At 71.2% G+C, this 24,708-nt stretch carries 23 protein-coding genes; 13 read left to right on the top strand and 10 right to left on the bottom strand.

Features of this window, described 5'->3' with window-relative positions; translation table 11 throughout:
* Nucleotides 1-17 precede the first annotated feature (17 nt).
* A complete protein-coding gene (locus ACJ8AN_RS30885; RefSeq protein WP_407759113.1) occupies nucleotides 18-224 on the bottom strand; it encodes a hypothetical protein in 207 nt (68 codons plus the stop codon).
* Between the two features lie 127 nt (nucleotides 225-351).
* Between ACJ8AN_RS30885 and ACJ8AN_RS30880 the strand changes: the two genes are divergently transcribed.
* Together ACJ8AN_RS30880 and hrcA are read left to right on the top strand one after the other, a co-directional pair.
* A complete protein-coding gene (locus tag ACJ8AN_RS30880; protein ID WP_407759112.1) occupies nucleotides 352-1,383 on the top strand; it encodes a tetratricopeptide repeat protein in 1,032 nt (343 codons plus the stop codon).
* A gap of 196 nt (nucleotides 1,384-1,579) precedes the next feature.
* Nucleotides 1,580-2,611 (top strand): heat-inducible transcriptional repressor HrcA, encoded by a 1,032-nt coding sequence (hrcA, locus tag ACJ8AN_RS30875; RefSeq protein ID WP_407759111.1) that lies wholly within the window; start codon nucleotides 1,580-1,582, stop codon nucleotides 2,609-2,611.
* 71 nt (nucleotides 2,612-2,682) lie between these two features.
* On the opposite strand, the gene ACJ8AN_RS30870 is transcribed toward hrcA, so the two are convergent.
* From ACJ8AN_RS30870 to ACJ8AN_RS30860, 3 genes are all read right to left on the bottom strand, one after another.
* Complete coding sequence (locus ACJ8AN_RS30870) at nucleotides 2,683-5,541, bottom strand: carboxypeptidase regulatory-like domain-containing protein (RefSeq protein ID WP_407759110.1); 2,859 nt, start codon at nucleotides 5,539-5,541, stop codon at nucleotides 2,683-2,685.
* A gap of 88 nt (nucleotides 5,542-5,629) precedes the next feature.
* Nucleotides 5,630-6,625, bottom strand: coding sequence for a lipid kinase (locus tag ACJ8AN_RS30865; protein WP_407759109.1), 996 nt, complete (start codon nucleotides 6,623-6,625; stop codon nucleotides 5,630-5,632).
* Between the two features lie 109 nt (nucleotides 6,626-6,734).
* Nucleotides 6,735-6,929, bottom strand: a complete 195-nt coding sequence (locus ACJ8AN_RS30860; protein ID WP_407759108.1) for a hypothetical protein — start codon at nucleotides 6,927-6,929, stop codon at nucleotides 6,735-6,737.
* A gap of 201 nt (nucleotides 6,930-7,130) precedes the next feature.
* Here ACJ8AN_RS30860 and ACJ8AN_RS30855 point away from each other — a divergent pair, with 201 nt between their 5' ends.
* Nucleotides 7,131-7,334: a hypothetical protein gene (locus ACJ8AN_RS30855; protein WP_407759107.1), complete on the top strand. Its 204-nt coding sequence runs from the start codon at nucleotides 7,131-7,133 to the stop codon at nucleotides 7,332-7,334.
* Nucleotides 7,331-7,936, top strand: coding sequence for a nucleotidyl transferase AbiEii/AbiGii toxin family protein (locus ACJ8AN_RS30850; protein WP_407759106.1), 606 nt, complete (start codon nucleotides 7,331-7,333; stop codon nucleotides 7,934-7,936). Before ACJ8AN_RS30855 ends, ACJ8AN_RS30850 begins: the two co-directional genes overlap by 4 nt.
* A 3-nt stretch (nucleotides 7,937-7,939) precedes the next feature.
* On the opposite strand, the gene ACJ8AN_RS30845 is transcribed toward ACJ8AN_RS30850, so the two are convergent.
* The 3 genes from ACJ8AN_RS30845 to ACJ8AN_RS30835 form a co-directional block, all read right to left on the bottom strand.
* Nucleotides 7,940-8,653, bottom strand: coding sequence for an HAD family hydrolase (locus tag ACJ8AN_RS30845; RefSeq protein WP_407759184.1), 714 nt, complete (start codon nucleotides 8,651-8,653; stop codon nucleotides 7,940-7,942).
* Between the two features lie 74 nt (nucleotides 8,654-8,727).
* Entirely contained in the window at nucleotides 8,728-9,498 is a 771-nt protein-coding gene (locus ACJ8AN_RS30840) for a hypothetical protein (RefSeq protein WP_407759105.1), read from the bottom strand.
* A gap of 73 nt (nucleotides 9,499-9,571) precedes the next feature.
* Nucleotides 9,572-9,922 carry a hypothetical protein gene (locus ACJ8AN_RS30835; protein WP_407759104.1) on the bottom strand — a complete coding sequence of 117 codons (351 nt, stop codon included), beginning with the start codon at nucleotides 9,920-9,922 and terminating at the stop codon, nucleotides 9,572-9,574.
* 207 nt (nucleotides 9,923-10,129) lie between these two features.
* Between ACJ8AN_RS30835 and ACJ8AN_RS30830 the strand changes: the two genes are divergently transcribed.
* The 6 genes from ACJ8AN_RS30830 (at nucleotide 10,130) to ACJ8AN_RS30805 (ending at nucleotide 17,384) form a co-directional block, all read left to right on the top strand.
* Nucleotides 10,130-11,110: a site-2 protease family protein gene (locus ACJ8AN_RS30830; protein ID WP_407759103.1), complete on the top strand. Its 981-nt coding sequence runs from the start codon at nucleotides 10,130-10,132 to the stop codon at nucleotides 11,108-11,110.
* On the top strand, nucleotides 11,107-12,306 hold the full coding sequence (locus tag ACJ8AN_RS30825) for a hypothetical protein (protein WP_407759102.1): 1,200 nt from the start codon (nucleotides 11,107-11,109) through the stop codon (nucleotides 12,304-12,306). The genes ACJ8AN_RS30830 and ACJ8AN_RS30825 overlap by 4 nt, the downstream gene beginning before the upstream one ends.
* A 3-nt stretch (nucleotides 12,307-12,309) precedes the next feature.
* Nucleotides 12,310-13,602, top strand: coding sequence for an ATP-binding protein (locus ACJ8AN_RS30820; protein ID WP_407759101.1), 1,293 nt, complete (start codon nucleotides 12,310-12,312; stop codon nucleotides 13,600-13,602).
* A complete protein-coding gene (locus tag ACJ8AN_RS30815; RefSeq protein ID WP_407759100.1) occupies nucleotides 13,599-14,153 on the top strand; it encodes a response regulator transcription factor in 555 nt (184 codons plus the stop codon). The genes ACJ8AN_RS30820 and ACJ8AN_RS30815 overlap by 4 nt, the downstream gene beginning before the upstream one ends.
* Before the next feature lie 120 nt (nucleotides 14,154-14,273).
* Nucleotides 14,274-16,280 carry an ATP-dependent DNA helicase gene (locus tag ACJ8AN_RS30810; RefSeq protein ID WP_407759099.1) on the top strand — a complete coding sequence of 669 codons (2,007 nt, stop codon included), beginning with the start codon at nucleotides 14,274-14,276 and terminating at the stop codon, nucleotides 16,278-16,280.
* Nucleotides 16,281-16,382: 102 nt separating this feature from the next.
* Complete coding sequence (locus tag ACJ8AN_RS30805; RefSeq protein ID WP_407759098.1) at nucleotides 16,383-17,384, top strand: Rpn family recombination-promoting nuclease/putative transposase; 1,002 nt, start codon at nucleotides 16,383-16,385, stop codon at nucleotides 17,382-17,384.
* A gap of 32 nt (nucleotides 17,385-17,416) precedes the next feature.
* On the opposite strand, the gene ACJ8AN_RS30800 is transcribed toward ACJ8AN_RS30805, so the two are convergent.
* The 3 genes from ACJ8AN_RS30800 to ACJ8AN_RS30790 form a co-directional block, all read right to left on the bottom strand.
* Nucleotides 17,417-18,541, bottom strand: a complete 1,125-nt coding sequence (locus ACJ8AN_RS30800; RefSeq protein WP_407759097.1) for a type IV pilus twitching motility protein PilT — start codon at nucleotides 18,539-18,541, stop codon at nucleotides 17,417-17,419.
* Nucleotides 18,542-18,544: 3 nt separating this feature from the next.
* Complete coding sequence (locus tag ACJ8AN_RS30795) at nucleotides 18,545-20,353, bottom strand: type IV pilus twitching motility protein PilT (protein WP_407759096.1); 1,809 nt, start codon at nucleotides 20,351-20,353, stop codon at nucleotides 18,545-18,547.
* 257 nt (nucleotides 20,354-20,610) lie between these two features.
* Entirely contained in the window at nucleotides 20,611-21,147 is a 537-nt protein-coding gene (locus tag ACJ8AN_RS30790; protein WP_407759095.1) for a GNAT family N-acetyltransferase, read from the bottom strand.
* A 292-nt stretch (nucleotides 21,148-21,439) separates the two neighbouring features.
* Here ACJ8AN_RS30790 and ACJ8AN_RS30785 point away from each other — a divergent pair, with 292 nt between their 5' ends.
* The 3 genes from ACJ8AN_RS30785 to thiL all read left to right on the top strand — a co-directional run bounded on the left by ACJ8AN_RS30785 (nucleotide 21,440) and on the right by thiL (nucleotide 24,705).
* Nucleotides 21,440-22,144, top strand: coding sequence for a GTP-binding protein (locus ACJ8AN_RS30785; RefSeq protein ID WP_407759094.1), 705 nt, complete (start codon nucleotides 21,440-21,442; stop codon nucleotides 22,142-22,144).
* On the top strand, nucleotides 22,141-23,646 hold the full coding sequence (locus tag ACJ8AN_RS30780; RefSeq protein ID WP_407759093.1) for an ATP-binding protein: 1,506 nt from the start codon (nucleotides 22,141-22,143) through the stop codon (nucleotides 23,644-23,646). Before ACJ8AN_RS30785 ends, ACJ8AN_RS30780 begins: the two co-directional genes overlap by 4 nt.
* A 78-nt stretch (nucleotides 23,647-23,724) precedes the next feature.
* Nucleotides 23,725-24,705, top strand: a complete 981-nt coding sequence (gene thiL, locus ACJ8AN_RS30775) for a thiamine-phosphate kinase (RefSeq protein WP_407759092.1) — start codon at nucleotides 23,725-23,727, stop codon at nucleotides 24,703-24,705.
* Nucleotides 24,706-24,708 lie beyond the last annotated feature (3 nt).

The raw sequence follows: 24,708 nt of genomic DNA, 5'->3' as shown, positions 1-24,708 counted from the left end.
AGCCTGCTCATGCGTCGCTACACCCTGCCTCTGTTCGCCTCCGCCGTGCTCCTGGCCTCGGCTTGTGCCCACCAGCCCGCGCCGGCCCCGAGCACTCCCGTCACGAGCACCCCGGCTCCGAGCACCCCGGCTCCGAGCACACCGGCTCCGAGCACGCCGGCTCCGAGCACGCCGACTCCGAGCACGCCGACTCCGAGTGGTCCCTCCACGAGCGGTTCCGCCACGAGCGGGAGCGGTTCCTCCACGAGTCGTCCCGGCACCGGTGGTTCCGGTACGGGCGGTTCCTCCACGACGCCTCCCGCTCCGAGCACCCCGAGCACTCCGGCCCCGAGCGCCGGGAGTCAGCCCTCCTTGCCCGCGCTCCCCTCGCCCTACGTCCCCGCCGCGCCCTCCGCGGCGGCCCTCGAGGCCCTGCGGCTCTTCCAGGCCGGCTGCCTGTCCGAGACCTACGACGATGCCCTGTGCGGACAGGCCGTGCGCCAGCTCGAGGCCGTCGTGCGGGATGACCCGCGCCAGCTCGACGCGCGGCTCGCGCTCGCGGAGGCCGTGTGGAACCAGGCCTTCCGCCAGCCCGACGGCAGCGCCGAACGCGCACGGCTCCGCCAGCGCTCGCTCGCCCTCTACCAGCAGCTCGTGGACCAGGGCGTCCAGGATCCCCGGCCCTACTACGGGCTCAGTGGACTGACGCGAGACCCGGACACCCGGCTGCGGCTGCTGCGGCGCGCCGTGGCGCTCGAGCCCAAACACCCCGATGCCCACAAGGACCTGGCGTGGTCGCTGCTGGAGCGGGGCCAGGTGGACGAGGCGATGCGCGAGTACCGCCTCCACCTCTCGCTCCACCCGGCCCGCGAGCGGGCGGACGCGTTCGAGGACCTCCGCTTCGCGAAGAAGCTCGGTGAGCTCGGGCACGTGCGCGAGGCGGCGGAGGTGTACGACGCCGTCTGGGACGCCACCCGCGACGAGAGCCGCGCGCAGCGCTGCCAGATATTCAAGACGGTGGACCTCGACCCCTACGAGCGCATCGGCGCCCGTTTCGCGCAGCGGGTCCGGGAGATTCGCGCCGCGTGCGCGGACACGCCCCGCCTGGAGCACGCCCAGGAGCTGGAGCGCCAGGGCCAGGACGACGCCGCCGTCCAGGAGTTGGAGCGCCAGATTCAGGAGAACCCCGTCCCGGTGGAGCCCTACCTCGAGCTGGAGCGCCTGCACCAGAAGCAGGGGCGGATGGCCGAGGCGGCGGCCGTCATGACGCGCTACTTCCAGCAGGAGAAGAACCCGGCCGAGCGCTGCCGGCACTTCAGGACCCTGTCCCCGGGTACGGCGCGCGCCATGGACCCCGGGCTTATCAATGAATTGGACCGCGCCTGCCGCACTCGGCAGCCCTGAGCCGTGTGGGGGCAGGTAGCGGGGGCGGGGGGCTCCCTTGCTCGCTCCCTGGGCGGGTGGGGTCTGGCGCGCCATGCTGGAGCGCTGCCCTGCTGCCGGGGGATTGAACCGCCCCCTCCACCTTCTTAATCTTTCAGGGCATTCTCGATGTTTTCGCCGACCGTAGGCGAAACGCCATTGGGGAGCGTGAGGCAGGATGTCCGAGGAGCTGGGTGAGCGCGAGAAGGAAGTCCTCCGCGCCGTCGTACAGGAATACATCGCCACGGGTGGCCCCGTCGGGAGCCAACACCTCGCGCGCAAGCCGGAGTTCGACGTCTCCTCGGCCACGCTGCGCAACGTGTTGGCGGACCTGGAGGAGCTGGGCTTCCTCGAGAAGCCCCACACCTCCGCGGGCCGCGTGCCCACGGACCGGGGCTACCGCTTCTACGTGGACACCATGGTGCGGCTGAAGGATCCCGCGCCGAGAGACCGGGAGCTCATCCACGCCGGGCTGGCACACGAGTCGGGCATGGAGGAGATGCTCGCCGAGGCCTCGCGGCTGTTGCACTCGCTCACCCGGCACGCGGGCGTCGTCGTGACGCCGCGCCCGGACGCGGCCGTGTTCCACCGGATTGAATTCGTGCGGCTCCGCGAGGACCGGGTGCTGGCGATTCTGGTGGGGCAGAACAACCAGGTGCACAACAAGGTGCTGACGGTGGACTTCCCCGTCACCTCGGACGAGCTGCTCAAGGCGAGCAACTACCTCTCCGAGCTGCTGCACGAGGTGACGCTGGAAGAGGCGCGCGAGCGCATCCGCACCGAGCTGGACCATGATCAGGCGCTCTACAACGCGCTGACGGCCAAGGCGCTCAAGCTGGGCGCGGCGGCCACGGACCTGCACACGGGCGAGCGGGTGCTGATTGAAGGCACGGGCTCGTTCCTGGAGCAGCCCGAGTTCGCGGACGTGGAGCGCATGCGCGCGCTCTTCAAGACGCTCGGGGAGAAGCACAAGCTGCTGGAGCTGTTGGACCGCGTGCAGCGGGCGCGCGAGATGCAGATCTTCATCGGCACCGAGAGCGAGTTCTCCTCGGCGGGAGACGTGACGGTCATCGCGAGCCCGTACGGCAGCCGCGAGCAGGTGCTGGGCACGGTGGGCGTCATCGGGCCCACGCGGATGAACTACCAGCGCATCATCCCGCTGGTGAACTTCACCGCGCAGGTGCTCTCGCTGGCGCTCGACAAGGCCTGAGCCTCTCTCCCTCTCCCACCGGGAGAGGGTCGGGGTGAGGGTAACCGGGCCCGTGCTTCAACCCGTGAGTCTCACTCGGCCCGGGTGAGCTGGAGCGTCTGCTCCGCGCCGCCCTCGCGCCGCAGCGTCACCCGCACCGTCGAGCCTGGGGGGCCCTTCGTACGGCTCTCGGCCTCGGCGCGGCTGCGCACCACGAGTGCATCCACGGTGAGCAGCCGGTCTCCCACGCGCACTCCGGCCCGAGCCGCGGGCCCGTCCGGCGTCAGCCACGCGAAGGACACCTGGCCACGGTCCTCGCTGAAGCCCGCGCCCACGCTGCCCTTGTCCGCCTTGCGTGGGGCCACCTGCACGTCGCCGAGGTCCACCGCCTCGCTCGTGGCCACCGTGACGGAGCGCTCCTCCGGTGTGCCATCGGGGGCGAGCAGCCGCATGGTGTGCGCTCCCGGCGTCACGTCCTCCAGGCGGAAGCGTCCATCGGGGCCCGTGCGTGCATCGGCCGACGGGCCCGGCGCGTGGTCGAGGTAGAGGCCCACGCCCTGCGCCGGTGCGCCCGAGCCGCTCCACACCGCGCGTCCCGAAACGGAGGCCGCACCGCTCGTCAGCGGCACCTCCACATCCGCGCGCTGTCCCGGAGCGAGACTCACCGAGGCTTCACCCGTACGCCCATCGGTGGTGCGCACGCTCAGCTTCAGCGGCTGGCCCGGTGCATCGGTGAGGAGGAACTCGCTGCCCGGGAAGGTCCGCTGCGTGTCGCGCGCCCACTCGGGGGCCGAGCCATCCGCGTTCAACAGGCGCAGCGTGAAGCCGCTCGGCACGGCGCCGCTCCGGGCCACCACGCGTCCCCGGAGCGTGGCCGAGGGGCGGAGCTGGAGGCGCTGTTCACTCGAGCCATCCCTGACGGGAGCGGGCTCGCTCAACCGGCCCGCGTTGTACGCCTGCAGCGTCAGCGCGGTGGGCTGGCCGTGGGGCGGAAAGCTGAAGTGGCCCTCGTCGTTCGCCTCCTGCGTGACGGAGAAGGGGAAGTCGCCGCCCTGGGTCGCCACGACGAGGGCATGGGGGCTCGGCGCGCCCGAGGGCTCCAGCACCACGCCCCGCAGTCCGCGCTCGTCCAGCAGCGTGAGGTCCATCGTCACCGTGGCGCCGGACTCCACCGTCACCGCGGGGTCGTCCACGTTGAAGAAGGCGTAGCTGGCGCCCGGCAGCACGGCGGTGAGTTGGTAGACACCCGCGGGGAGCTCGAGCTGGTAGCGGCCCTCCACGTCCGTGTCCGTGAGGCCCATGTCGAGCACGCCGCCCTGGCCCTGCTTCGCCATCGCGCGCACGAGCGCGGGCTCGGACAGCGGCGCGCCCGAGGCCTGCGTCACCCGGCCCATCACCATGCCCGTCTCCGAGAGCGTGAAGTCCACGTGGCCGCGTGTGCCCGTGGTGAGCGGGAGCGTCCGGCTCGCCCACACGGCCGAGCTGTCCTGCTTCGCGCGCACCCGCACCGTGCCCACCGGCAGCCCCTCCAGCACGAATCGCCCCGCCGCGTTGGTGCGGGTGAAGTGCTCCTCGCCCGAGCCGCCTCGCAGCAGCCCCGCGCGCACGGCCACTCCGGCCAGGGGCTGTCCCCGCGCGTCGCTCACCGTGCCCTCCACCGAGGCCGTGCCCTCCAGCCGGAAGTCCGCCACGGTGGAGCGGTCCTCCTGCACCACCAGCCCCTCGCGCGAGGTGTCCGTGTGGCCCGGTGCCGACACCGTCACGTCGTAATCCCCCGGTGGCAGCTCCAGGGCGTAGTGGCCCGCGGTGTCCGTGCGTGCGCGGCCCGACTCGCCGCCCGCGCCGGCCGGGCTGAGGACGAGCGAGGCGCCCTCCACGGGTCCGGCGTCCGCTCCGCGCGTCACCGTGCCCTCCAGGTGCCCGGCGCTCCCGAGCCGCACCGTGAGGCCTCGCGCTGTTTCTCCCGGTGCCACCACGATGGAGCCTGGAGCCCGCCCTACCCGCGTGCCCTTCCGGGCCATCACCCAATACGTGCCGCTGGACACCTCGAGCGAGAAGCCGCCGCCCGCGCCGGTGGTGCTCCGGAAGTCCGAGGGCCCGCCGAGCACCCGCACCTCCGCGTCCGGCGCCGGTTGTCCGTCCACGCCCAGCACGAAGCCCTCCAGCGTGGAGGCCGCCCACAGGCCCACCACCAGCTCGCCCGAGGCGGGCACCGGCACGAAGCGCATCGTCCGGCGGCTGAAGCCCGGAGCCTCCGCCACCAGCTCATAGCGGCCCGGCGCGAGCCCGGTGAAGTCGAAGCGTCCGCGCGCGTCGCTCGTCGCCACCGCCACCTCCTCGGGCAGTGCGTGGGCCCGCGCCGAGGGGCCTGCCTCGGTGTACGGGCGCAGCGTCACCTCGGCGAGGGGCACGGGCTCGTCATGGCCCTCGGCCACCGTGCGGCCCCGCAGCGAGACACCGTCGGGCAGGGCCAGCTCCACCACCGTCTCCGGCTCGCCGATGGGCCGGGCCACTTCGCGCCGCGCGGGCGCATGGCCCTCGGCGCGAGCGGTGAGGAGGTAGAGACCCGGAGCCGCGGGCAGCCGCAGCGTGCCGTCCTCGGCCGTGGTGCCCTCGCCCGCGCGGCGCCACGAGGGCTGGCCCGAGCTGTCCTCCGGCCCCTTCGCCCAGGCACGCACCGTGGCCCGGGAGAGGGGGGCACCCGAGGCCGTCACCCGCACCACGAAGCTGCCATCGGCGAGGGTCGCGGGCGTGTCGAGCGGCGGAGTGGGGCGCGGCGCAACGCGGGTGGAGGCGTTGTCGGAGTGGCCCGGGCGCGAGGAGGGCCGTACCACCGCGGCCGCCGTGCCCGAGTGTCCCTCTGGCTGCCCGCTGCGATGCCACAGCAGGAAGAGCGCCGCCACGGACAGGACAGCGGCCACCAGGAGCGGGAAGAGGGGACGTTGGCGCACGGGCTGCTCCGGGGGGAGGGCGGGACGAGCACGAGCCCCGCCAATGGGAGAGCCTAGTCGCAATCCGAGCGCCACCCGAAATCCCAGCTCAGTGCCGGGTGGGCGCGGGCGCGTAGACGCGGAGGGCCGCGGGCGCGAGCTCGAAGCGCACGGGCGTGTGGCCGATGAGCTCTCCGTCCGCGTTGACGTCCTGCGCGGGCTGCGCATCCACGTACAGGTGCGAGCTGCGCAGCGAGGTGACGGCCGGGTGGCTCACGTGCTCGCCCCGGCGCAGCGACAGCGCGATGCGCGCCAGGGTGGACATGTCCTGCATGTGCCCGAGCCCCGTGCCCTCGCGTCCGGACTCGGCCGAGGGCGCGGCGATGGTGTACGCATCCAGCCGGTGGTCATCGAGCGTGGCGTCCGGCGTCACCATGTTGCCCGCGCCGTGGTAGCGCCCGTTGCCCACCACGAGCTGCAGCACCTCCAGCTCCATCTCTCCGCGGTCGGTGACGAGCTTCACGTGGAAGGGCTGGTGCTCCCAGAGCTCGGCGACGGCGGCCACGGGGTAGGCCAGCTTGCCCACGCGCCGTTTGAAGCGGGGCGTGAGCCGCCTGGCGATGGCCGAGGCCAGGCCGAGGCTCACCGCGTTGAGGAAGGGCCGTCCGTTGGCGAGCCCCACGTCCACCCGGGCGGTGTAGCCCGCGGCGATGATGTCGCAGGCGGCCTCCAGCGTGGGAGGAATGCCGAGCGAGCGCGCGAAGTCGTTGCCGGTGCCCAGCGGCAGCACGCCCAGCGTCACGTCGCGTCCGAGCAGGTGTCGGACGATGTTGTTGAGCGTGCCGTCTCCGCCGCCGACGAGGATGCGCCGCACGCCGTTGGCGAGGGCCTCGCGGAGAAGCTCGTCCGTGCGCGTGCGGCGGGAGAGCCGGTGGCAGGCCGCGAGGGGAATGCCGTGCGCCTCGAGCGCCGCGAGCGTGGAGGGAAAGGCCTCGCGTCCCATGCGGCACTTGTTGTTGACGAGCAGCAGCGCCGGCCCTTCGTCGAGGGCACGGCGCCTGGTGGGCGCGGTGAGCGCGGTATCTGGAGAAGCCTCGCCTGCCATTGCCGACAAAGGTGTGCACGAGCGAGCAGGGGAGCCAGGAGTACATGGGACTCGAGGCCAGTGCCTTCCAGCGCTCGTGCGTCTGGGGAGGGAGCGAGGGGCCGGGGGCTCAATTCGCGTCCGCGCCCTCGATGATGCGGCGCTGGATTTCCTGGCGCGGCGGCAGGGCCTCCCCGGTGCTCAGGCGGCCGTCGCCGTTGGTGTCGTACTTCTCGAGCACCTCCTGGCGGCGGGCGCCGAAGTCACAGACGCCCGAGCCATCCGAGGGGGCCTGGGTGGAGGTGTCCACGTCCTCGGCCATCATGGAGCTTTCTCCGAGGGGTGGCGTCCGGCCTCGGCTTCATGAACCCGGGTCCCGCGAAATGGTTGCGGGCGGGATTTTTTCTCTCTGACACCCCATCCGAGTCAGTACGGCACTAGATTGTGTCGGTAGCGCACTGCATTGCACCCGTATTGCACCCGTGCATGGGGCGCTACTCGGATGGTGATGCGAGGGAGTTGCTCCATGAGTGACGGTCCGACGACCCGAGGCCTCTATGGTCAGAGGCCGAGCAAGAGCGCGGACGCCGTGCGGCGGCGCGAGTTCGAGCGTCTGGCCGCGATGTCTCCCCGGGAACGTGTGTTGCTCGCGCTCTCGCTCAAGGAGCGGAGGCGCCTCATGGGAGTGGTACCCGAACGCCCGCAGGCGGGGGATGTGAAGCGCAAGTGAGTGAATCGAACACCATCAATCGGCAGGAACGCACGATCCAGGTGGCCGAACGGGTTGCCGAAGTCCTGCAACAGCATGAGCTGCAAGTCGCGGTCATCGGCGCGGCGGCCCTGGCGGTTCACCTCTACCCCCGTTACACCGAGGACTTCGACCTGGCGATCAATACGGAGCCCTTCCCCAGGCTTCGTCGTGTGGAAGAAGCCCTTGGGAGAGAGGGCTTCGACGCGCGGTTCGAGGCACCTGACCCCGACGATGCACTCGGGGGCGTGTTGCGCGTGACGGGTGATGATTTCGAGCCGATCGAGGTCGTGAACTTCTACAACCCCTGGCCTGGAGCACGGGATTGTTCCGTGCTGGCTCGGGAGGCGCTCCGCGACGCCAGGATACCGCTGAGTCCCGAGAGCCCGTTGCGTGTCGTCAGCCTGCCCCACCTCATCGCGCTGAAGCTCTACGCGGGTGGGTACAAATCGAAGGCGGACGTGGCGGAGTTGCTCGAGCGCAACCGGGACCAGATGGATCTCGCCGAGCTGCATGACGTGTGCAACCGCCACGGGCTCGGCGCGGCCCTGGAGCCCCTGCTGCAGGAGCTCGGCTTCGCGTAGGCCTCAGCGCGACTCGTCGTCCTTGGCGGCGGCCACCGCGTCGGCGGCCCACGGCCAGGTGTCTCGCGAGGTGTCGAAGTGGGCCAGCAGGTCCGCTGGGTCCTTGTAGATGGCGCGGCAGCCCGCGGTGCGCAGGTCCTCCTCGGGGAAGCCGCCGCACAGCACGCCCACCGTGGCAATGCCCGCCTTGCTCGCCGCCAGCGCGTCGTAGGGCGTGTCTCCAATCACCACTGTGCTGTGCGGCTCTGGCCGCCCCAGCCGCTCCAGCGCCGCCTCGAAGATGTCCGGGTGCGGCTTGGACTTCGAGGCGTCGTCCTTGGACGTCTCGCCCTCCGTCAGCCCCTGGATGTTGCACAGCTTCAGGTAGAACTCGAGCTCGTCGCCCTTGGCGCTCGAGGCCACCGCGAGGCGCAGCCCGTCCTGGCGCAGCCGCTGGAACAGCTCGCGCACCCTGGGGAAGGCACGCAGCTTGGGCATGAACTCGCGCTTGAAGAGCGCCGAGCGGAAGTCGCTCAGCTCCTGGCCGAACTTCTCCAGCTCGTCGTCGGTGAAGAAGACGGGCAGGAGCTGGTCGGCGCCCTTGCCAATCTGGCTGCGCACGTGCGCGAAGGGCACGTCCCGGCCGAATTCCAGGAAGGCGCGCCTCCAGGCCTCGGCGTGCTCGTCCACCGAGTCCACCAGCGTACCGTCCACATCGAAGATGACGTTCTGCACCAGGGGCATGCTGTCCGCACTCCTTCCCGGCGGGGAAGGTGGGGATGGCTCCCAGGCGGTACAACCCCACGGGCCCGCTATTGCACGCCCAACGCCGCGAGCGTCTTCGTCTCAACGCCGTAACCCTCGGGCGCGGCGAGGGTGAACGTCTCGGCGGGGAGGGTGGGGTTGAGCTCCACGCGGGTGAGGCGCGTCTCCGCCACCTGCTGGCCCGCGCTCCACTGCGTCAACCTCCGGGGAACGCACAGGCCGAGGGCCTGCTCGCACTGCTCCTCCTCGACGCGGATTTCCGCGGTGGCCTCGCCGCTGCGGGTGCGCTTGCCGAGGAAGTCCAGGGTGGGCCAGCGCAGCACGTACGTCACCTCCACGTCGGTGCCCGCGGGCTTCACCGTGAGCTCCACGGCCTCGGGGCCGCGCGGGTGCTCGGTGCGGCGGGCGCTCACGCCCTGGCCCGGCAGCAGCGGTGCGCGGTAGCCCTCGGGGACGAAGGGGGTGAAGAGCGCGGTGAGCAGGCCCGTGCGCGCTTCCGCCGCGAGGCCGCCGTTGTCGTAGGTGACGAGGCGCCTGGCCGCGTCGTTGCGCTCGGTGAGGTGCTCGCCGTCCCAGGCGAAGGTGCGCGAGGTGGGCGCCCCCAGCGTGCCCAGCATCCTCTGCGGGGCGCGGTAGGCGAACTGGAAGTCCATCGTCTGGGCGCCCTCGTGCGCGCTGCCCGCCAGCGCGTAGCTGGTGAGCTTGCCGTCACGCGCGGCCAGGCGCTGCTTCGCGTCGGAGAGGAGGGCGGAGGACTCGTCCCCGCGGCGGCAGCCGGCGAGCGCGAGCAGGAACAGGGGCAGGAGGCGATGGCGCATGGAGCACGAAAAGCAGAAGGCCCCGCTGTCGCCAGGGGGCCTTCGCACACTACGGTCGAACGGCGGAGGCTGACTACTTCACCGCCACGCCAGTGGCCTGGGACATGGGGAAGCCGATGATGAGGCCGGTGAGGGCGAAGATGCCGTGACGCGGCGTGGTGCTGGCCGACAGCAGCTGCACCTTGTTGCCACCCATGGCCTTGGCCTCGGAGACCAGGAGCTTGTTCACCACGGTGTCCAGGTCGCTCTGCACCAGGTCGATGACGTGGAAGATGGCGGTCAGGCCCAGGGCGGTGCCCTGGACGACGGCGATCGGCTGGCCACCGGTGGCCGCGACCTCGTTGCCGGAGACGACGGCCGTCTCCACGCTGGTGCACGCCACGAGGCTGCTCGCCAGGATCGCCGAAACAATGGCCTTCTTCATCGTGTGATTCCCTCTCAGTTGTACGCACGGGACGCTGACCGGTTGGGTGACCGTGCTCCCGGCGGGTCGATGAGTCTTCGAGTTACCGGGCGTGTCGTAGCAAAGGCGCCTCTCAAGTCAAGCAATGGATCCTGCGAGTATCGGGAGGTGTCCAGCCGCGTGCCCCCGCGTTGAAATACCGGGGGGGCGTTGCTACCCCCCTCTGTCATGGAGAGCGCCACCGTTCGCACCGCCAACCGCCCCTGGCTGCACCTGCTGCTCTTCGTGCTGACCGTTGGGACCACCTCGTTCACCTTCGACAAGGCCTTCCCCATGGGGCCGCTGCCGGACGGGGAGCGGCTCGCCCACGCGCTGACGTTCAGCGCCGCGCTGCTGGCCATCCTCGGCTCGCACGAGATGGGGCACTACCTGCTGGCGCGCCTGCACGGGGTGGACGCCTCGCTGCCGTACTTCATCCCGCTGCCCTACCTCGGGGTGGGCACCCTGGGCGCCGTCATCCGCATCCGCAGCCGCATCCCCACGCGCAACGCCCTGGTGGACATTGGCGCCGCGGGGCCGCTCGCGGGCCTGCTGGTGGCCCTGCCCGTGCTGCTCTGGGGGCTCGGGCACTCGCCCCTGGTGGACGCGCCCCCGGTGCATGCCTCCTTCCCGGGCGACACCTCCCTGTGGAACCTGGCGGGAGAGCTCGTACAGTGGGCCCGGGAGAAGCTCTTCCCCGGCTCGGTCCCCCCGCCGCTGGAGGTCTTCTCCCATCAGGCCATCGTCTTCAGCGACAGCCTGCTGATGCGGGGGCTGAAGTGGCTGGTGCTCGGCCACCTGCCGGCCGGCAAGGACATTCAAGAGCACCCGGCGGTCATCGCCGGCTGGTTCGGCCTGCTGGTGACGCTGCTCAACCTCATGCCGGTGGGCCAGTTCGATGGTGGACACCTGGCCTTCGCCCTCTGGGGCAAGCACGCCCGGTGGGTGGGCAAGGTCATGGCCCTGGTGCTTCTTTTCCTTACCCTCTTCTACACCATCACCTGGGGCGTCTGGCTGCTGGTGGCCACCAAGGTGGTGGGATTCGGTCACCCGGAGGTGACCCAGCCAGCCGAGCCTTTGGGACTCGGGCGGAAGCTGGTTTGCGCGGTATGCTTCCTCGCCCTGGCGGGGTGTGCGATGCCCGTGCCCATCCGAATGGTGATCTGGTGAAGTACTTCTGTGAGGCTTGCGAGCGGCTCGTTCCACCGGCGTCGTTCCGGTTGGAGTTCGGCCTGCTCGTGCTCAAGTGCTCCCGCTGCAAGGTGGAGATGCGCTGCGCGCCCGACGCTGAAGCGGAGCCCGCGCCGGCCCCGGCCAGGTCGAAGTCGGCGGGGGAGCCGTTGATCATGCTCGGCGAGAACGAGGCCGAGCCCGACCCCATCGAAGACGAGCCCACCCGGCGCATCGCGGTGCCGGCGGCCGTGCTGTCGGCCATCGAGAACGAGGCCCGGGAGGCGCGCCGCAAGGCGAAGGAGGGCGAGGCGGGCAAGGCGCCGGTGCTGGGGCCCGAGGCGAAGACGCCCGTGCCCGAGCCCGAGCCCCTGCTGGCCCGGAGTTCCTCCGCGCCGGTGAAGATCTCCGTGCCCGAGCCCGAGCGCGCCCCGGCGCCCGAGCCGGTGGCGGCGAAGAGCTCGACCCCGGCGCCCACGCCCCGCCTGGCGATGTCGGAGGCCGCGGCGGCGTCGAACCTGATGGTGCTGCGGCTGTCGGACGTGAAGTCGCGCACGTCGGGAGGCGAGTCCGCCGCCGCGTCCACGCCCGCGCCCGCGCCCGTGCCGGTCCCCGTGGAGGTGATACCGGCCCGGGCCTCGACCACGCAGCTGCGCGTGGTGCCGTCCGAGCCCTCTTCGTCTCCTGGGATGGCCGCGGCGCCCTCGTCCTCGTCGTCGGAGGACCCCTTCATGCCGCCGCCGGGCTACTGCCCCAAGTGCATCGGGCCGCGCAAGGACGGCGCGGTGGTGTGTCCCTTCTGCGGACTGGATTACGCGCGCTTCCGGATCGAAGAGCACCGTCCCTCGCCGACCGTCGCCTCCACGTGGCTGGGAGTGGTGGAGCTGTGGGAGAGCAAGGGCGCCCACGAGAAGGTGCTCGCGCTGGCGTCGGAGCGCGGAGAGCTCGCGGGGCTGGGCCGGCTCTACCGCATCCGGCTGGCGCGCAACCCCGAGGACGCCATGGCGAAGCGGGGGCGCGAGGAGGTGCTCCGGCTGGCCTCGGCGGGCTCGGCCCTCACGCCCTCGGATGCGCCGGACAAGCGGGCGAAGCTGCGGATGGCGGGCCTGGGCCTGCTCTTCCTCTTCCTCATGGTGGCGGCGGTGCTCATCGGCGCGCAGGTCAAGCGCATGTTGATGAGTGGTGGCGCTCCGTAGCCGGTGCGCGACGCCCACGCCATCAACCTCTCGTGGCTGCTGCGCCTGCGCTGGGGCGCCATCGTCGGACAGGTGGCGCTCGTCCTCGGCGTGCACTTCGGGCTGGGGATGGAGCAGCGGCTGGGGCCACTGTTCGCCACCATCGCCGTGGCGGCGGCGAGCAACGGGGCGCTCGGGCTGTGGGCCCGCCGCGAGCACCCCATCCGCGAGGGGCTGCTGTGGTCGGTGATGGCGCTGGACGTGGTGGTGCTCACGGTGCTGCTCGACTTGAGCGGCGGCCCCTTCAACCCCTTCAGCGCGCTGTACGTAGTGCACATCGCGCTGGCGGCGGTGGTGCTGCGCGCGGGGTGGACGTGGGCGCTGGCGGGGCTGGCCGTGTCGTGCTTCGGCGCGCTCTTCGTGGACTCGTCACCCCAGCACCACATCCATGACATGCGGCTGCACCTCGAGGGCATGTGGGTGGCCTTCGCGCTGGCGGCGGGCTTCATCGTCTATTTCGTGCAGCGGGTGACGCGGGCGCTGGGCGTGCGCGAGGCGGAGCTGGTGGCGGCCCGGGCGGCCTCGGCGCGCCACGAGAAGCTGACGGCGCTGGCGACGCTGGCCGCGGGCGCCGCGCACGAGCTGTCCACGCCGCTGTCCACCATCGCCGTGGTGGCGCGGGAGCTGGAGCGGCACCTGGCGCGCACCGGGGCGGAGGCCTCGCCGCTCGAGGACGTGCGGCTCATCCGCGAGCAGGTGGCGCGCTGCCGGGACATCCTCACGCAGATGGCCTCGGACGCGGGGGCGAGCCAGGGCGAGTCCATGGTGCCGCTCTCCGCGGCGGCGCTGGTGGAGGAGGCGCTGGCGGGGCTGCCAGGCCGCGAGCGGGTGCGGGCCGAGGTGGACGCGCGGGCCAGGGAGGCGCGGGAGCTCGTCCCGGCGCATGCCTTCGCCCGGGCCATCCGGGGCGTGGTGAAGAACGCGCTGCAGGCCTCGGGGGAGGAGGGGCGGGTGCGGCTGGAGCTGGTGCGCGAGCCGGAGGGGTGGCGGCTGACGGTGGAGGACGCGGGGGCGGGCATGCCGGCCGAGGTGCTCGCGCGGGCGGGCGAGCCCTTCTTCACGACCAAGGCCCCGGGTGAGGGGATGGGGTTGGGGCTCTTCCTCACGCGCGCGGTGCTGGACCAGTTGGGCGGCCGGCTGGTGCTGCGCTCGGCACCGGGCGAGGGGACGACGGTGGTGCTGACATGGCCCGCGGGGGGGCTGCGACAATCCGCCGCGTTGCCTGCGGGGGCCTCGCGGGTGCAGCTAGCCCCATGACGAGCCCGACGCCCGGCCATGCTCCCACGCTGCTGCTGGTGGATGACGAAGCGGTGTTCCGCGAGCGGCTGGCACGTGCGTTCCGCGAGCGCGGCTTCGAGGTGAGCACCGCCGGCTCGCATGACGAGGCGCTCGTGCTGGCCACGCGCGAGTCGCCCGAGCTGGCGGTGGTGGACCTGCGGATGCCGGGGCGCAGCGGGTTGGAGCTGGTGCGGGCCCTGCACGCGCTGGATGCGTCCACGCACATCATCGTCCTCACCGGCTACGGCAGCATCGCCACGGCGGTGGAGGCGGTGAAGCTGGGCGCCTTCAACTACCTGCCCAAGCCCGCGGACGTGGATGACCTGTTGCTCGCCTTCTCACGAGGCCCGGGAGAGGCCGCGCAGGTGACGGAGGATTTCCAGCCGCCCACGCTGGCGCGCGCCGAGTGGGAGCACATTCAGCGGGTGCTCGCGGACTGTGGCGGCAACATCTCCGAGGCGGCGCGGCGGTTGGGCCTGCACCGGCGCTCGCTCCAGCGCAAGCTGCAGAAGTACCCGCCCGCGCAGTAGGGGCCGACGGCCGTCTCCCGCCCACCAGGCGGGCATGCGAGCCGCACCGTCACAAAACCCGACGAGCGAGCGTCGCGCTGTTATCCTCGCGTGCCCCTCCCTCCGCTGCGTCCCCTCGCAATGTCCTTGCCCGCTCCCTCGCTTCGCCTGTCCGTCGATACGCTGCTCGGCCCTGGTGGTGCGCTCCAGAGCGCGCTGGAGGCCTACGAGTACCGGCCGGAGCAGTTGCAGATGGCGCGCTCGGTGGAGAAGGCCTTCAACGAGCGGGGCTACCTGTTGGCCGAGGCGGGCACGGGCACGGGCAAGACACTGGCCTACCTGGTGCCGGCGCTGCTGTCGGGCCGGCGCGTGGTGGTGTCCACGGCGACGAAGACGCTCCAGGAGCAGATCTTCTTCAAGGATCTGCCGCTGCTGCGCGAGCGGATGGGCCTGTCCTTCGAGGCGGTGTACCTCAAGGGCCGCAGCAACTACCTGTGCCTGCACCGCTACGACGCGTTCCGGAAGGATCCTCAGTTCGCCACGCGCGAGGAGGGCCGGTACTGGAAGCACCTGGAGACGTGGGCGAGCCGGACGGAGACGGGGGACCGCAGCGAGCTGGAGCTGCCCGAGTCCTTCAGTGCATGGGGCCGGCTGTCGACGACGTCGGACACGTGCCTGGGCTCGAAGTGCCCGGTGTACGAGAACTGCTTCGTGACGCGGGTGCGCCGGGCGGCGGAGTCGGCGGACCTGCTGGTGGTGAACCACCACCTGTTCTTCGCGGACCTGGCGTTGAGGGGCCGGGGCCAGCGGGGCGAGGGCGTGCTGCCGCAGTACGACGCGGTCGTCTTCGACGAGGCGCACGCGTTGGAGGACGCGGCGGGGAGCCACTTCGGTCACTCGGTGTCGAGCTTCCGGCTGGAGGACCTGGTGCGCGACGCGCTGGGGACGCTGCCGACGACGGACTCGCGCTTCGGGATGTTGTCCTCGCTGGTGGTGCGGCTGCGCACGCATTCGGAGGCGCTCTTCTCGCAGGCGCCGCGGGTGCTGGGCCTCAAGGAGCACGAGGGCGCGGTGGCGCTCAACCCCGAGCGGCTGGCGCTGTTGTCGGGCTCCATCGAGCAGGTGAAGGAGTCGCTCTCGGCGCTGTCGGCGTTCACGACGACGGAGCGCGAGCCGGAGCTGACGTTGCTCACGCGTCGGTGCGCGGAGCTGGTGGCGGACCTGTCGTTCCTGGAGAAGGTGGAGTCGAACGACCACGTGTACTGGGCGGAGGCGCGAGGGCGGGGCGTGTTCCTGCGCGCGAGCCCCATCGAGATTTCGAGGGAGCTGCAGGAGCGGCTGTACGGAGGGGTGGACACGGTGGTGTTCACCTCGGCGACGCTGGCGGCGGAGGGGCGCTTCGACTTCTTCGCGAGGCGCATGGGGCTGTACGACGAGGAGGGCGTGCCGGTGACGAGCGTGCGCACGGTCTCGGTGCCGAGCCCCTTCGACTTCGAGCAGCAGTCGGCGCTGTACCTGCCCACGCACCTGCCGGACCCGGCGGCCCCGGGGTTCATCGAGGCGGCGGCGGAGGAGATCATCCGGCTGTGCGAGGTGACGGGAGGCCGGGCCTTCGTGCTCTTCACCTCGTTGCGCAACATGGAGCGGGCGCACGCGCTCGCGCGCAACCGGCTGCCGTACCAGGTGTTGCTACAGGGTGAGCGGCCCAAGCAGCAGTTGCTGGAGGCCTTCCGCGAGCACCCGAGTGTGCTCTTCGCGGCGCACAGCTTCTGGGAGGGCGTGGACGTGCCGGGGGACGCGCTGAGCCTGGTCATCATCGACCGGCTGCCCTTCGCCTCGCCGGGAGATCCGGTGGTGGCGGCGCGCATCCGGCAGCTCGAGGCGCGGGGCGAGGAGGCCTTTGGTGGCTACCAGTTGCCGCAGGCGGCGCTGGCGCTGCGGCAGGGCTTCGGCCGGCTCATCCGGACGAGGGCGGACCGGGGCATCGTGGCGATGCTGGACCGGCGCATCGTGACGAAGAACTACGGGCGCGCCTTCCTCACGAGCCTTCCGCCGGCGCGGCGCATCGACCAGCTCGAGGCGCTGGGTGCCTGGTTCAACGGCACGTACACGGTCACGCCCGAGCCCGAGGACGACGTCGACTTCTGAGCGTCTCTCGCGCGGGACGCGGAGAGCCGGAGCGGACGGGGTCTTGCGGTGAGTCCTCTGCGAGGCCGCGCTGGCATACCGCGTGCTCGGGCCTCGCTCACGATGCCCGGTCCTCATGATCTCTTCGTGCGCTTCACCTGGGGCCAGCCCGAGCGGGCGGAGGCCGAGCTGCGCGCCGTGTTGCCTCCGGACGTCGTATCGCGGGTGGACTGGTCGACGCTGCGCCGCGAGCCCGGCTCCGTCGTGGATCCGGAGCTGAGGGAGACGCAGAGCGACCTGCTCTTCTCGGCGCGTCTGCGCGGCGGGCAGCAGCTCCTGCTCTACATCCTGCTGGAGCATCAGTCGTCGGTGGACCGGTGGATGGCTCTGCGCATGCTCCGCTACGTGGTCCGGCAGGCCGAGCACTGGCGCAAGGAGCACCCGGAGAGCGAGCGGCTTCCGGTGATTGTCCCCCTGGTCATGTACCACGGGCCAGAGGGCGCCTGGACGGCGCCGCGACGGGTCGAAGAACTCTTCGAGCTGCCGGATGAAGCCGAGGAGCGGGAGCACTGGCTCACCTTCGTCCCGCGTTTCGAGTTCCTGCTCGATGACCTGACGGCCGAGCGCGCGGAGGCGTTGATGTCACGCCCGGGGCCGCCGCTGGTGCGGCTGGCGTTTCTCGTCTTGCGTTACGGCCGTTCCGAGGAACTCAGCCACCGTCTCCCGAGCTGGACGGCGCTGTTCGCGGAGGTTCACGCCGCTCCCGACGGACTCGATAACCTGCGCGTGGTCGTTCGTTACCTTTTACAGGTGGGGGACAAGGCGGCACGTGGGGTCACGCGGGAAGTGCTACGTTCCGTGGCGGGTGCTCAGAGAACGGAGGAACTGATGATGACCGTTGGCGAGGAACTCATCGAACAGGGCCGTCAGAAAGGCAGGGTCGAAGGCAGGCTCGAAGGGCGAGCCGAGGACATCGTTCGGATTCTCACCGTGCGCGGGGTGCCCGTGGATGAGAACTCTCGCAAGCTCATCCAGGCGTGCAGGGACCCGGCGCTCCTCGACCAGTGGTTCGAGCGAGCCCTGACAGCCACCCGCGTTTCGGACGTCACGGCGGAGCAGCAGTAGCCTCCGGGCCCCGGTGCGGAGCCGCGTGGGGCTCAGTGCGAGCCGCCCGGCTCCCCGGAATCGAACTCGGACACCTCGTACTCCGGCTTGAGCCGCTGGAGGATCTTCGCGAAGGCCTCCTTGTCCTGGGCCTTCTCCATCGCCGCCTCGGCGGTGATGGTGTTGGCGGCCACCAGCCTCTCCAGGTGCATGTCCAGCGTCTGCATGCCCAGGTTCTGGCTCGACTGCATCTTGCTCGCGATCTGGAACACCTTCCCCTCGCGAATCATCGAGGCGATGGCGCTCGTGCCGATGAGGATCTCCAGCGCCGCCACACGCCCCTTGCCGTCCGCGGTGCGGATGAGCTGCTGGGCGACGATGCCGACCAGGCCCTCGGCGAGCATGCCGCGCACCTGTGGCTGCTCCTCGGCGGGGAACGAGTTGATGATGCGGTCGATGGTGGCCGGTGCGCTGTTGGTGTGCACCGTCGCCATCACCAGCACGCCGAAGCTGGCCAGCTGCAGCGCGAGCTTCATCGTCTCGTTGGTGCGCAGCTCGCCGATGAGGATGACGTTGGGGTCCTCGCGGCCCGCCGAGCGGATGGCGTTGGCGAAGCTCGAGGCGTGCACGCCCACCTCGCGGTGGGTCACCTGGCTCTTCGCCGACTCGTGCACGAACTCCACCGGGTCCTCGATGGTGAGCACGTGCGCCGAGCGGGTCTGATTGATGTGGTTGATCATCGCCGCCAGCGTGGTGGACTTACCGCTGCCGGTGGGGCCGGTGACGAGCACCAATCCGCTGCGGCGCTCGGAGAGCTTGCGCACCACCTCGGGCGTATTGAGATCCGCCAGCGACAGCACCTTGCTGGGAATGGTGCGGAAGACGGCCGCGATGCCCGTCGTCTTGTGGAAGTAGTTGGCGCGGAAGCGCGCCCGCGTGCCGTAGCTGTAGGCGAAGTCGAGGTCGAGCTCCTCGGTAATCTGGCGCTGCTGCTCGGCGTTGGTGAGCTCGAAGAGCAGCGTCTCCAGCTCGGCCTGGGTGAGGAGGGCCTCGCGCAGGGCGGTGAGCTGGCCGCGGATGCGCCCCAGGGGCGGGTGGCCGATGCTCAGGTGCAGGTCGCTCCCCTTGTTCTCCAGGAGCTTGTCGAAGAGGACGGCGATGCGCGGAACGGTGCTCATGGCTCAGGCGCTCTTGCGGTTGAGGAGGCCGCCCATCTTGGACAGCAGCTGCTTGGCTCCGTCGGGCGAGGCGGGGGGCTCGGGAGGCGCGCCGGGCCGCTTGCCCGTCACCATGGCCTCCAGCTCGTCGGGGCTCTCGGCGTAGCCCTTGGCGATCTCCAGCGTCGTCTTGCCGGAGCGCACCAGCTCGGCGAGCGAGTCGTCGAAGCGCACGATGCCTAGTGACTTGCCGCGCTGCTGCAGGGAGGGAATCTGGTACGTCTTGTTGTCGCGGATGAGGTTGCCGAGGGCCACCGAGCCGGGGAGCAGCTCGGCGGCGGCCACGAGGCGCTGGCCGTCCGCGCTCGGCATGAGCCGCTGGCTGACGATGAGGCGCAGGCTGCTGGCGAGTGTCATGCGCACCTGGGCCTGGTCTCCCGGCGGGAAGAGGTCGATGAGCCGGTCGATGGTTTTCGCCGCGCTGGGCGTGTTCATCGTGGAGATGAGCAGGTGGCCCGTCTCGCTGGCGGCGAGCGCCATGCGCACCGTCTCGGTGTCGCGCAGCTCGCCCACGAGGATGACGTCCGGGTCCTCGCGCAGGCTGCCCTTGAGGGCGCTGGCGAACGTCTTGGTGTGGGTGCCCACCTCGCGCTGGCTCAGCAGGGCCTTGCGCCGCGGGTGGACGAACTCCACCGGGTCCTCCACGGTGAGCACGTGGTGGCTCGTCTCGCAGTTGATGATGTCCACGATGGCCGCCAGCGTGCTCGTCTTGCCATGGCCCGAGGGGCCGGTGACGACGATGAGGCCCTGGTGGTGGTGGGTGGCCTTGGCGATGTCCGTGGGCAGGCCGAGCGAGGTGAGGGTGGGAATCTGGCGCGAGATGAGGCGGAAGCAGCCCTTGTAGCCGGTGCGCTGGCGCGAGACGTTGACGCGGCAGCGGCCCGCCTGCGCCAGGTCGAGCGAGAAGTCACAGCTGCCGTCGCGGTCGAGCACCGGGCGCAGCCGCGCGGGCACGTGGGGCAGCAGCATCGTCTCCACCACCTCGGGCGGGAGCGGCTCTCCGTGGGACAGCAGCTCGCCGACGAGGCGGAAGAGGGGAGGGCGGCCGGCGATGACGTGCAGGTCACTGGCGCCCACCTGGCGCGCGTCCTCCAGGAGCATGCCCAGGTCTCTCGCGGACTCGGGCCGCACGACGATGCGGGGGCCCTGGGGCACCTCGGCCGCGGGCACCTCGTCCGGCAGGGGGATGTTGTCCGCGGGGGGCGCTGGCGCGGCCGTCTCGCGCTGCTCGGGCGGGAGGATCTGCATCCCGGCCTTCTTGGCGGGCGGGCCTGCGGGGGAGGGCGCCGGACGCGCGGCGGGAGCAGGCGCGGCGGAGGCGGCCGGGGCGGGAGCTCGCGTGGCGGGAGCAGGAAGGGGGGAGCTCGCGGCGGGCGCGGGAGCATGGGCACTCGCGGCGGGCGCGGGAGGGGGGGCGCTCGCGGCGGGGGCGGGGGCACTCGCGGCGGGTGGGGGCGGGGTGGCCGCGTGGGGCTCGTTGCGCACGATGCGCACGTTGAGCGCGTCGCCGCGGCGCAGGGCTCCGACGACGACGGCGCCGACGCCCTCGAGACGCAGGGCCCACTGGCTGGGCTTCTCGGAGACGGTGGCGGCACGGGCCTCGCCCACCAGGCCCTGCAGCAGCGCCTGCAGCACCTCCGTGGTGAGCGGGGTGTCGTCAACCGACTCGAAGCCGGCCCCGGTCTTCACCATGGGCGTGCGCCCCGTCAGCAGGGCCAGCTCCAGTGCACCTGGACGAGCCAGGTGACGCAGCCACTCCGCGGTGCTCTTCATGCTCGGCCCATCCTTCTTCCATCCCGGGCCCCTTCGGCCACCGGGAGAGCGGGTGCAGCATAGCTGGGAATTGCCACGAATTCTGGAAACGGAACGCCCGCCCGCGAGGCGCCGGGCCGGAGGGCGGGCGGGGGAACGGCCGCGAAATGAAGACGCCCGGCGAGGTCCCTGGTGAAGGACCCGGCCGGGCGGATTCTGGGACGGGAGGACACGGCCCTGGAGGACGTGACCGTTCTTCCCGTCTTCTCAGCAACCGGTCACAGCTCGCGCGACATGAGGAGGCGCAGCTTGCCGGACTTCTTGGACACCACGGTGGCCACGGTGGTGAAGCCCGCGTTGCGGTAGAAGCTCACCGCCGGCGCGTTGGCCGGATCCACCCGGAGGGCGATCGTCTTGCGGAACATGTCCCGCGCGACCTGGAGGGCCTGGTTGAGCACCGCCATGCCCACGCCGCGCCGGCGCAGCTCCGGCTTCACGACGATGTTGCGCATGTAGGCCGCGCCCGGTACCGGGCCGTCGCGCTCCACCGTCACGTAGCCCACCACCTGGCTCTGCACCTTGGCCACGTGGATGTAGGGCCTCAGCGCCGTGAGCGACTTCACGCTATCTTCCAACGTCTCGCCCCGGCTCTTCCAGGGATCCGAGTTGGCACGCAGGGCGGCCACGGACGCCAGGTCCTCGTCGGTCGGGGCGGAAAACTTCACCGCCGGCGCCAGGTCGTTGGGCAGGTTGGCCATGTCCGGCACTGGCATAGCGCTCACCTCCACGCCCGGTTCCACCCGCTTCATCGTCATGCCTTGCTCCTCCATTGCGCTACGATCCTAACCGCTTCACCGGTGCCCACGCACGCTCTTAGGTGCGGCGTACATTTCCCCCCACGGGTGGGGGGAGCCGGACTCATCCAAACTGCGCACGTGTCCCCGGCATTCCAAGGCCGCCCGCTCCTGCCTCATCCGGGGGGTCCCACATGGACACGACAGGGGGCGGCTTTCAATGCTGAACACCTTTCACTATAAAAAACCGTCCGCCTGGAGCGGGTTGGCTGACCCTTCCCCCTCTTCCCTCTCGGCAGCCTGAGCTCCGCACGTGCAACTCAACCACGCCCAGCGCGAACTCACACTGAAGCTCGTCTACTACGGCCCTGGGCTGAGTGGGAAGACGACCAACCTGCGGTGTATCCACGCTCGGGCGAGGCCCGAGGCGCGTGGCCGGTTGCTCAGCGTGGAGACGCACGAAGACCGAACGCTCTTCTTCGACCTGCTCCCGGTGTTCTTCACCAGCAGCTCGGGCTTCAAGGTGAAGCTCAAGCTCTTCACGGTGCCCGGGCAGGTCGTCCACGACGCCACGCGCCGGGTGGTCCTGCAGAACGCGGACGGGGTGGCCTTCATCGCCGACAGCCGCCGGGGAGCGGCCGGGGAGAACAACGCCTACTGGCGCAGGCTGCGGTCCAACATGCGGGAGAATGGCCTGGACGCTTCCCAGGTTCCGGTGGTCATCCAGTTCAACAAGCGGGATCTGCCGGACGCGCAGACGGACGAGGAGCTGGAGCAGGCGCGCCAGCGGGGCGCGGAGCCGGTGGTGGGAGCGGTGGCGCTCCGGGGAGAAGGTGTGATGGAGACGCTGCACGCGCTGCTGCAGGTGGCCTGGCGCAACCTGGACGAGCGGATGCGGGTATCGCGCAATGTCGGGCTGACGGAGAAGGAATTCCTCACGCACATCTTCCAGCAGATGGAGCTCAAGGGCACGGCCCTGGAGTCCCTGTATCCTCCGGCCGGGGGGAAGTCGCGATGAGCGCCGACAAACCGGGCGCCGCGCTGAGCGCGCCGGAGCACGCGGGCTCCGTGCTCCAGCAGAAGCTGTCGCTGGTGGACATGTTGGATCCCATCACGTTTGGCGACGTGGTGGACAGCCTCGGGGAGCTGTACCGGGTGGGCATCCGCGTGCTGGACGAGCGGGGCCGCACGCTGGCGGACACCAAGGGGAGCAACGGAGACTTCTGCGGCTTCGTCAACAGCTGTGGCGAGGGCCGCTCGCGCTGTGCCGCGCTGGTGGCCCGGTTGAACGAGGGCCCGCTGGCCCCCACGCAGGGCGCCCAGGTGCTGGCCGGGACGAGCCCCCTGGGCGGCGAGATGCTCACCCAGCCGTGCTTCACCGGCCTGCGCTACGTGGTGGTGCCGGTGCTGTGGGAGGGCGACCTGCTGGGGCGCGTCGTCTTCGGGCCCTTCGCGCCGGAGGACTTGAAGGAGCTGCCGGCCTCGCTGGCCGAGGTGCAGGGGTTGGACCTGGCGCGGGCGCGCGAGCTGGTGATGCACGTGCGGCGCATGCCCGAGTCCAAGGTGATGAAGATGCTGGCGCACGTGGGCCAGGTGATGGCGGCGCTGCTGGCGGCCGGGCAGAAGTCCTACCTGGCGGGGCAGCTGCACCTCGAGGCGATGGTGGAGACGCAGCGCGAGCTGGAGGCGCAGAACGCGCAGCTGATGCGGCTCAACCAGCGGCTGAAGGAAGCGGACCGGATGAAGTCGAGCTTCCTGGGCACGGTGAGCCACGAGCTGCGCACGCCCCTGTCTTCCATCATCGGCTACTCGGAGATGCTGGCCGAGGGACTGGTGGGCTCGCTCAACCCGGAGCAGATGCAGTTCGCGCGCACCATCATCGACAAGGGCAACACGCTGCTCAAGCTCATCTCCTCCATCCTGGACATGAGTCAAATCGAGGCGGGCAAGGTGCGGCTCGCCTTCGAGTGGGTGGACATCCAGGAGCTGGTGGAGAGCGCGATCACCAGCGTGACGCCGCAGGCGCAGCGCAAGGGGCTGGCGCTCAAGGCGCTGCTGCCGCCGGTGGTGCAGCCGAAGGTGGTGGCGGACCGGGAGAAGCTGCGGCAGGTGGTGGTGAACCTGCTGGCCAACGCGGTGAAGTTCACGCCGGCGGGCGGCCGGGTGGACCTGCGGCTCTCGGAGCTGATGGCGCAGCCGCAGCTGGGCATGCCGGGCTACCGCATCGAGGTGGAGGACACCGGGGTGGGCATCCCGGAGGACCAGCGCGAGCGCATCTTCCAGAGCTTCTACCAGGTGGACGACAGCCCCACGCGCGAGTACGGCGGGGCGGGCCTGGGGCTGGCCATCGTGAAGAGCTACGTGGAAGGGCACGGCGGGCAGGTGTCGGTGACGAGCGAGGTGGGCCGGGGCTCGTGCTTCCGGGTGGTGCTGCCCAAGGAGCCGCCGCAGTCCTCGCAGCAGGGGCCCGCCTTCATCCCGCCGCCGGTGGACCTGGACACGGAGCCCGAGCGCTTCTGAGCAAACACCCTCTCCCCCCAAGGAGAGGGACGGGGTGAGGGTATCGGCCCCCACGGGTTGGATCTACGCTCCGAGCCCGTGAGCAAGAAGCCAGCGGGGGAATTCACCCTCATCGACCTCTTCCTGTCGCAGTTCCCGAGGGCCCGCGTGCCGGTGGGCCCGGGAGATGACTGCGCGGTGCTGTCTCCCTCGAGGGGCGCGCAGTGCATCACCACGGACGCGGTGGTGGAGGACGTGCACTTCAAGCGCGCCTGGTACTCGCCCGAGGACATTGGCCACAAGGCGCTGGCGGTGAACCTGTCGGACCTCGCGTCCATGGGCGCGGTGCCGCGCTGGTTCGTCTGCGCGCTGGCGCTGCCCCGGGACTACCCGCGCCGCGAGCTGCTCGGCCTCGCGAGGGGCATGAGCGCCCTGGCCCGCACGCACGGCATCACGCTGGTGGGCGGCAACTTCACCTCCGCGCGCGAGGTGTCCGTCACCATCACCGCCGCGGGCGAGCTGTCTCCGGGCTCCGCGCCCCTCACCCGCGCCGGAGGCCGCCCGGGCGATGTGCTGTACGTCTCGGGCACGCTGGGCGACGCACGGCTCGGCCTCCAGCAGCTCCTGGCGGGCCAGCGGCGCTCCGCGGCGATCCTCCGTCAGAAGCGCCCCGTGCCCAAGGTGGAGCTGGGCCGGCTCGCCGCGCGCTACGCCTCGGCGGGGCTGGACCTCTCCGACGGGCTCGCTCAGGACCTCGGGCACCTGTGCGCCGCGTCCCGCGTGGGCGCCGAACTGGAGCTCGAGCGGCTTCCCCTCTCCCGTGCCGTCCGAGCCACCCTGGGGACCGAGGGAGCACTCGCGGGAGGCGAGGACTACGAGCTGCTGCTCGCCGTCCCACCTGCGCGCACCTCGGCCTTCGAACGGGCCTGTCTCCGAGGGGAGGAGCCCGTCACGCGCATCGGCCGGCTCACTCCGGGTGCGCCCGGACACGTTCGTGACGCAGCGGGCCGGAGCCTGCGCTTGCCCGCCGGCTTCGACCACTTCCGAGGAGGCGGGCGGATTGACCGTTCCGGACGGTAGGGC

Source organism: Archangium sp. (genome assembly GCF_045802675.1).
Classification (GTDB): Bacteria; Myxococcota; Myxococcia; order Myxococcales; family Myxococcaceae; genus Archangium.
Note: the sequence above shows the minus strand (reverse complement) of the source record. Positions and strands in the feature narration are given on the sequence as shown.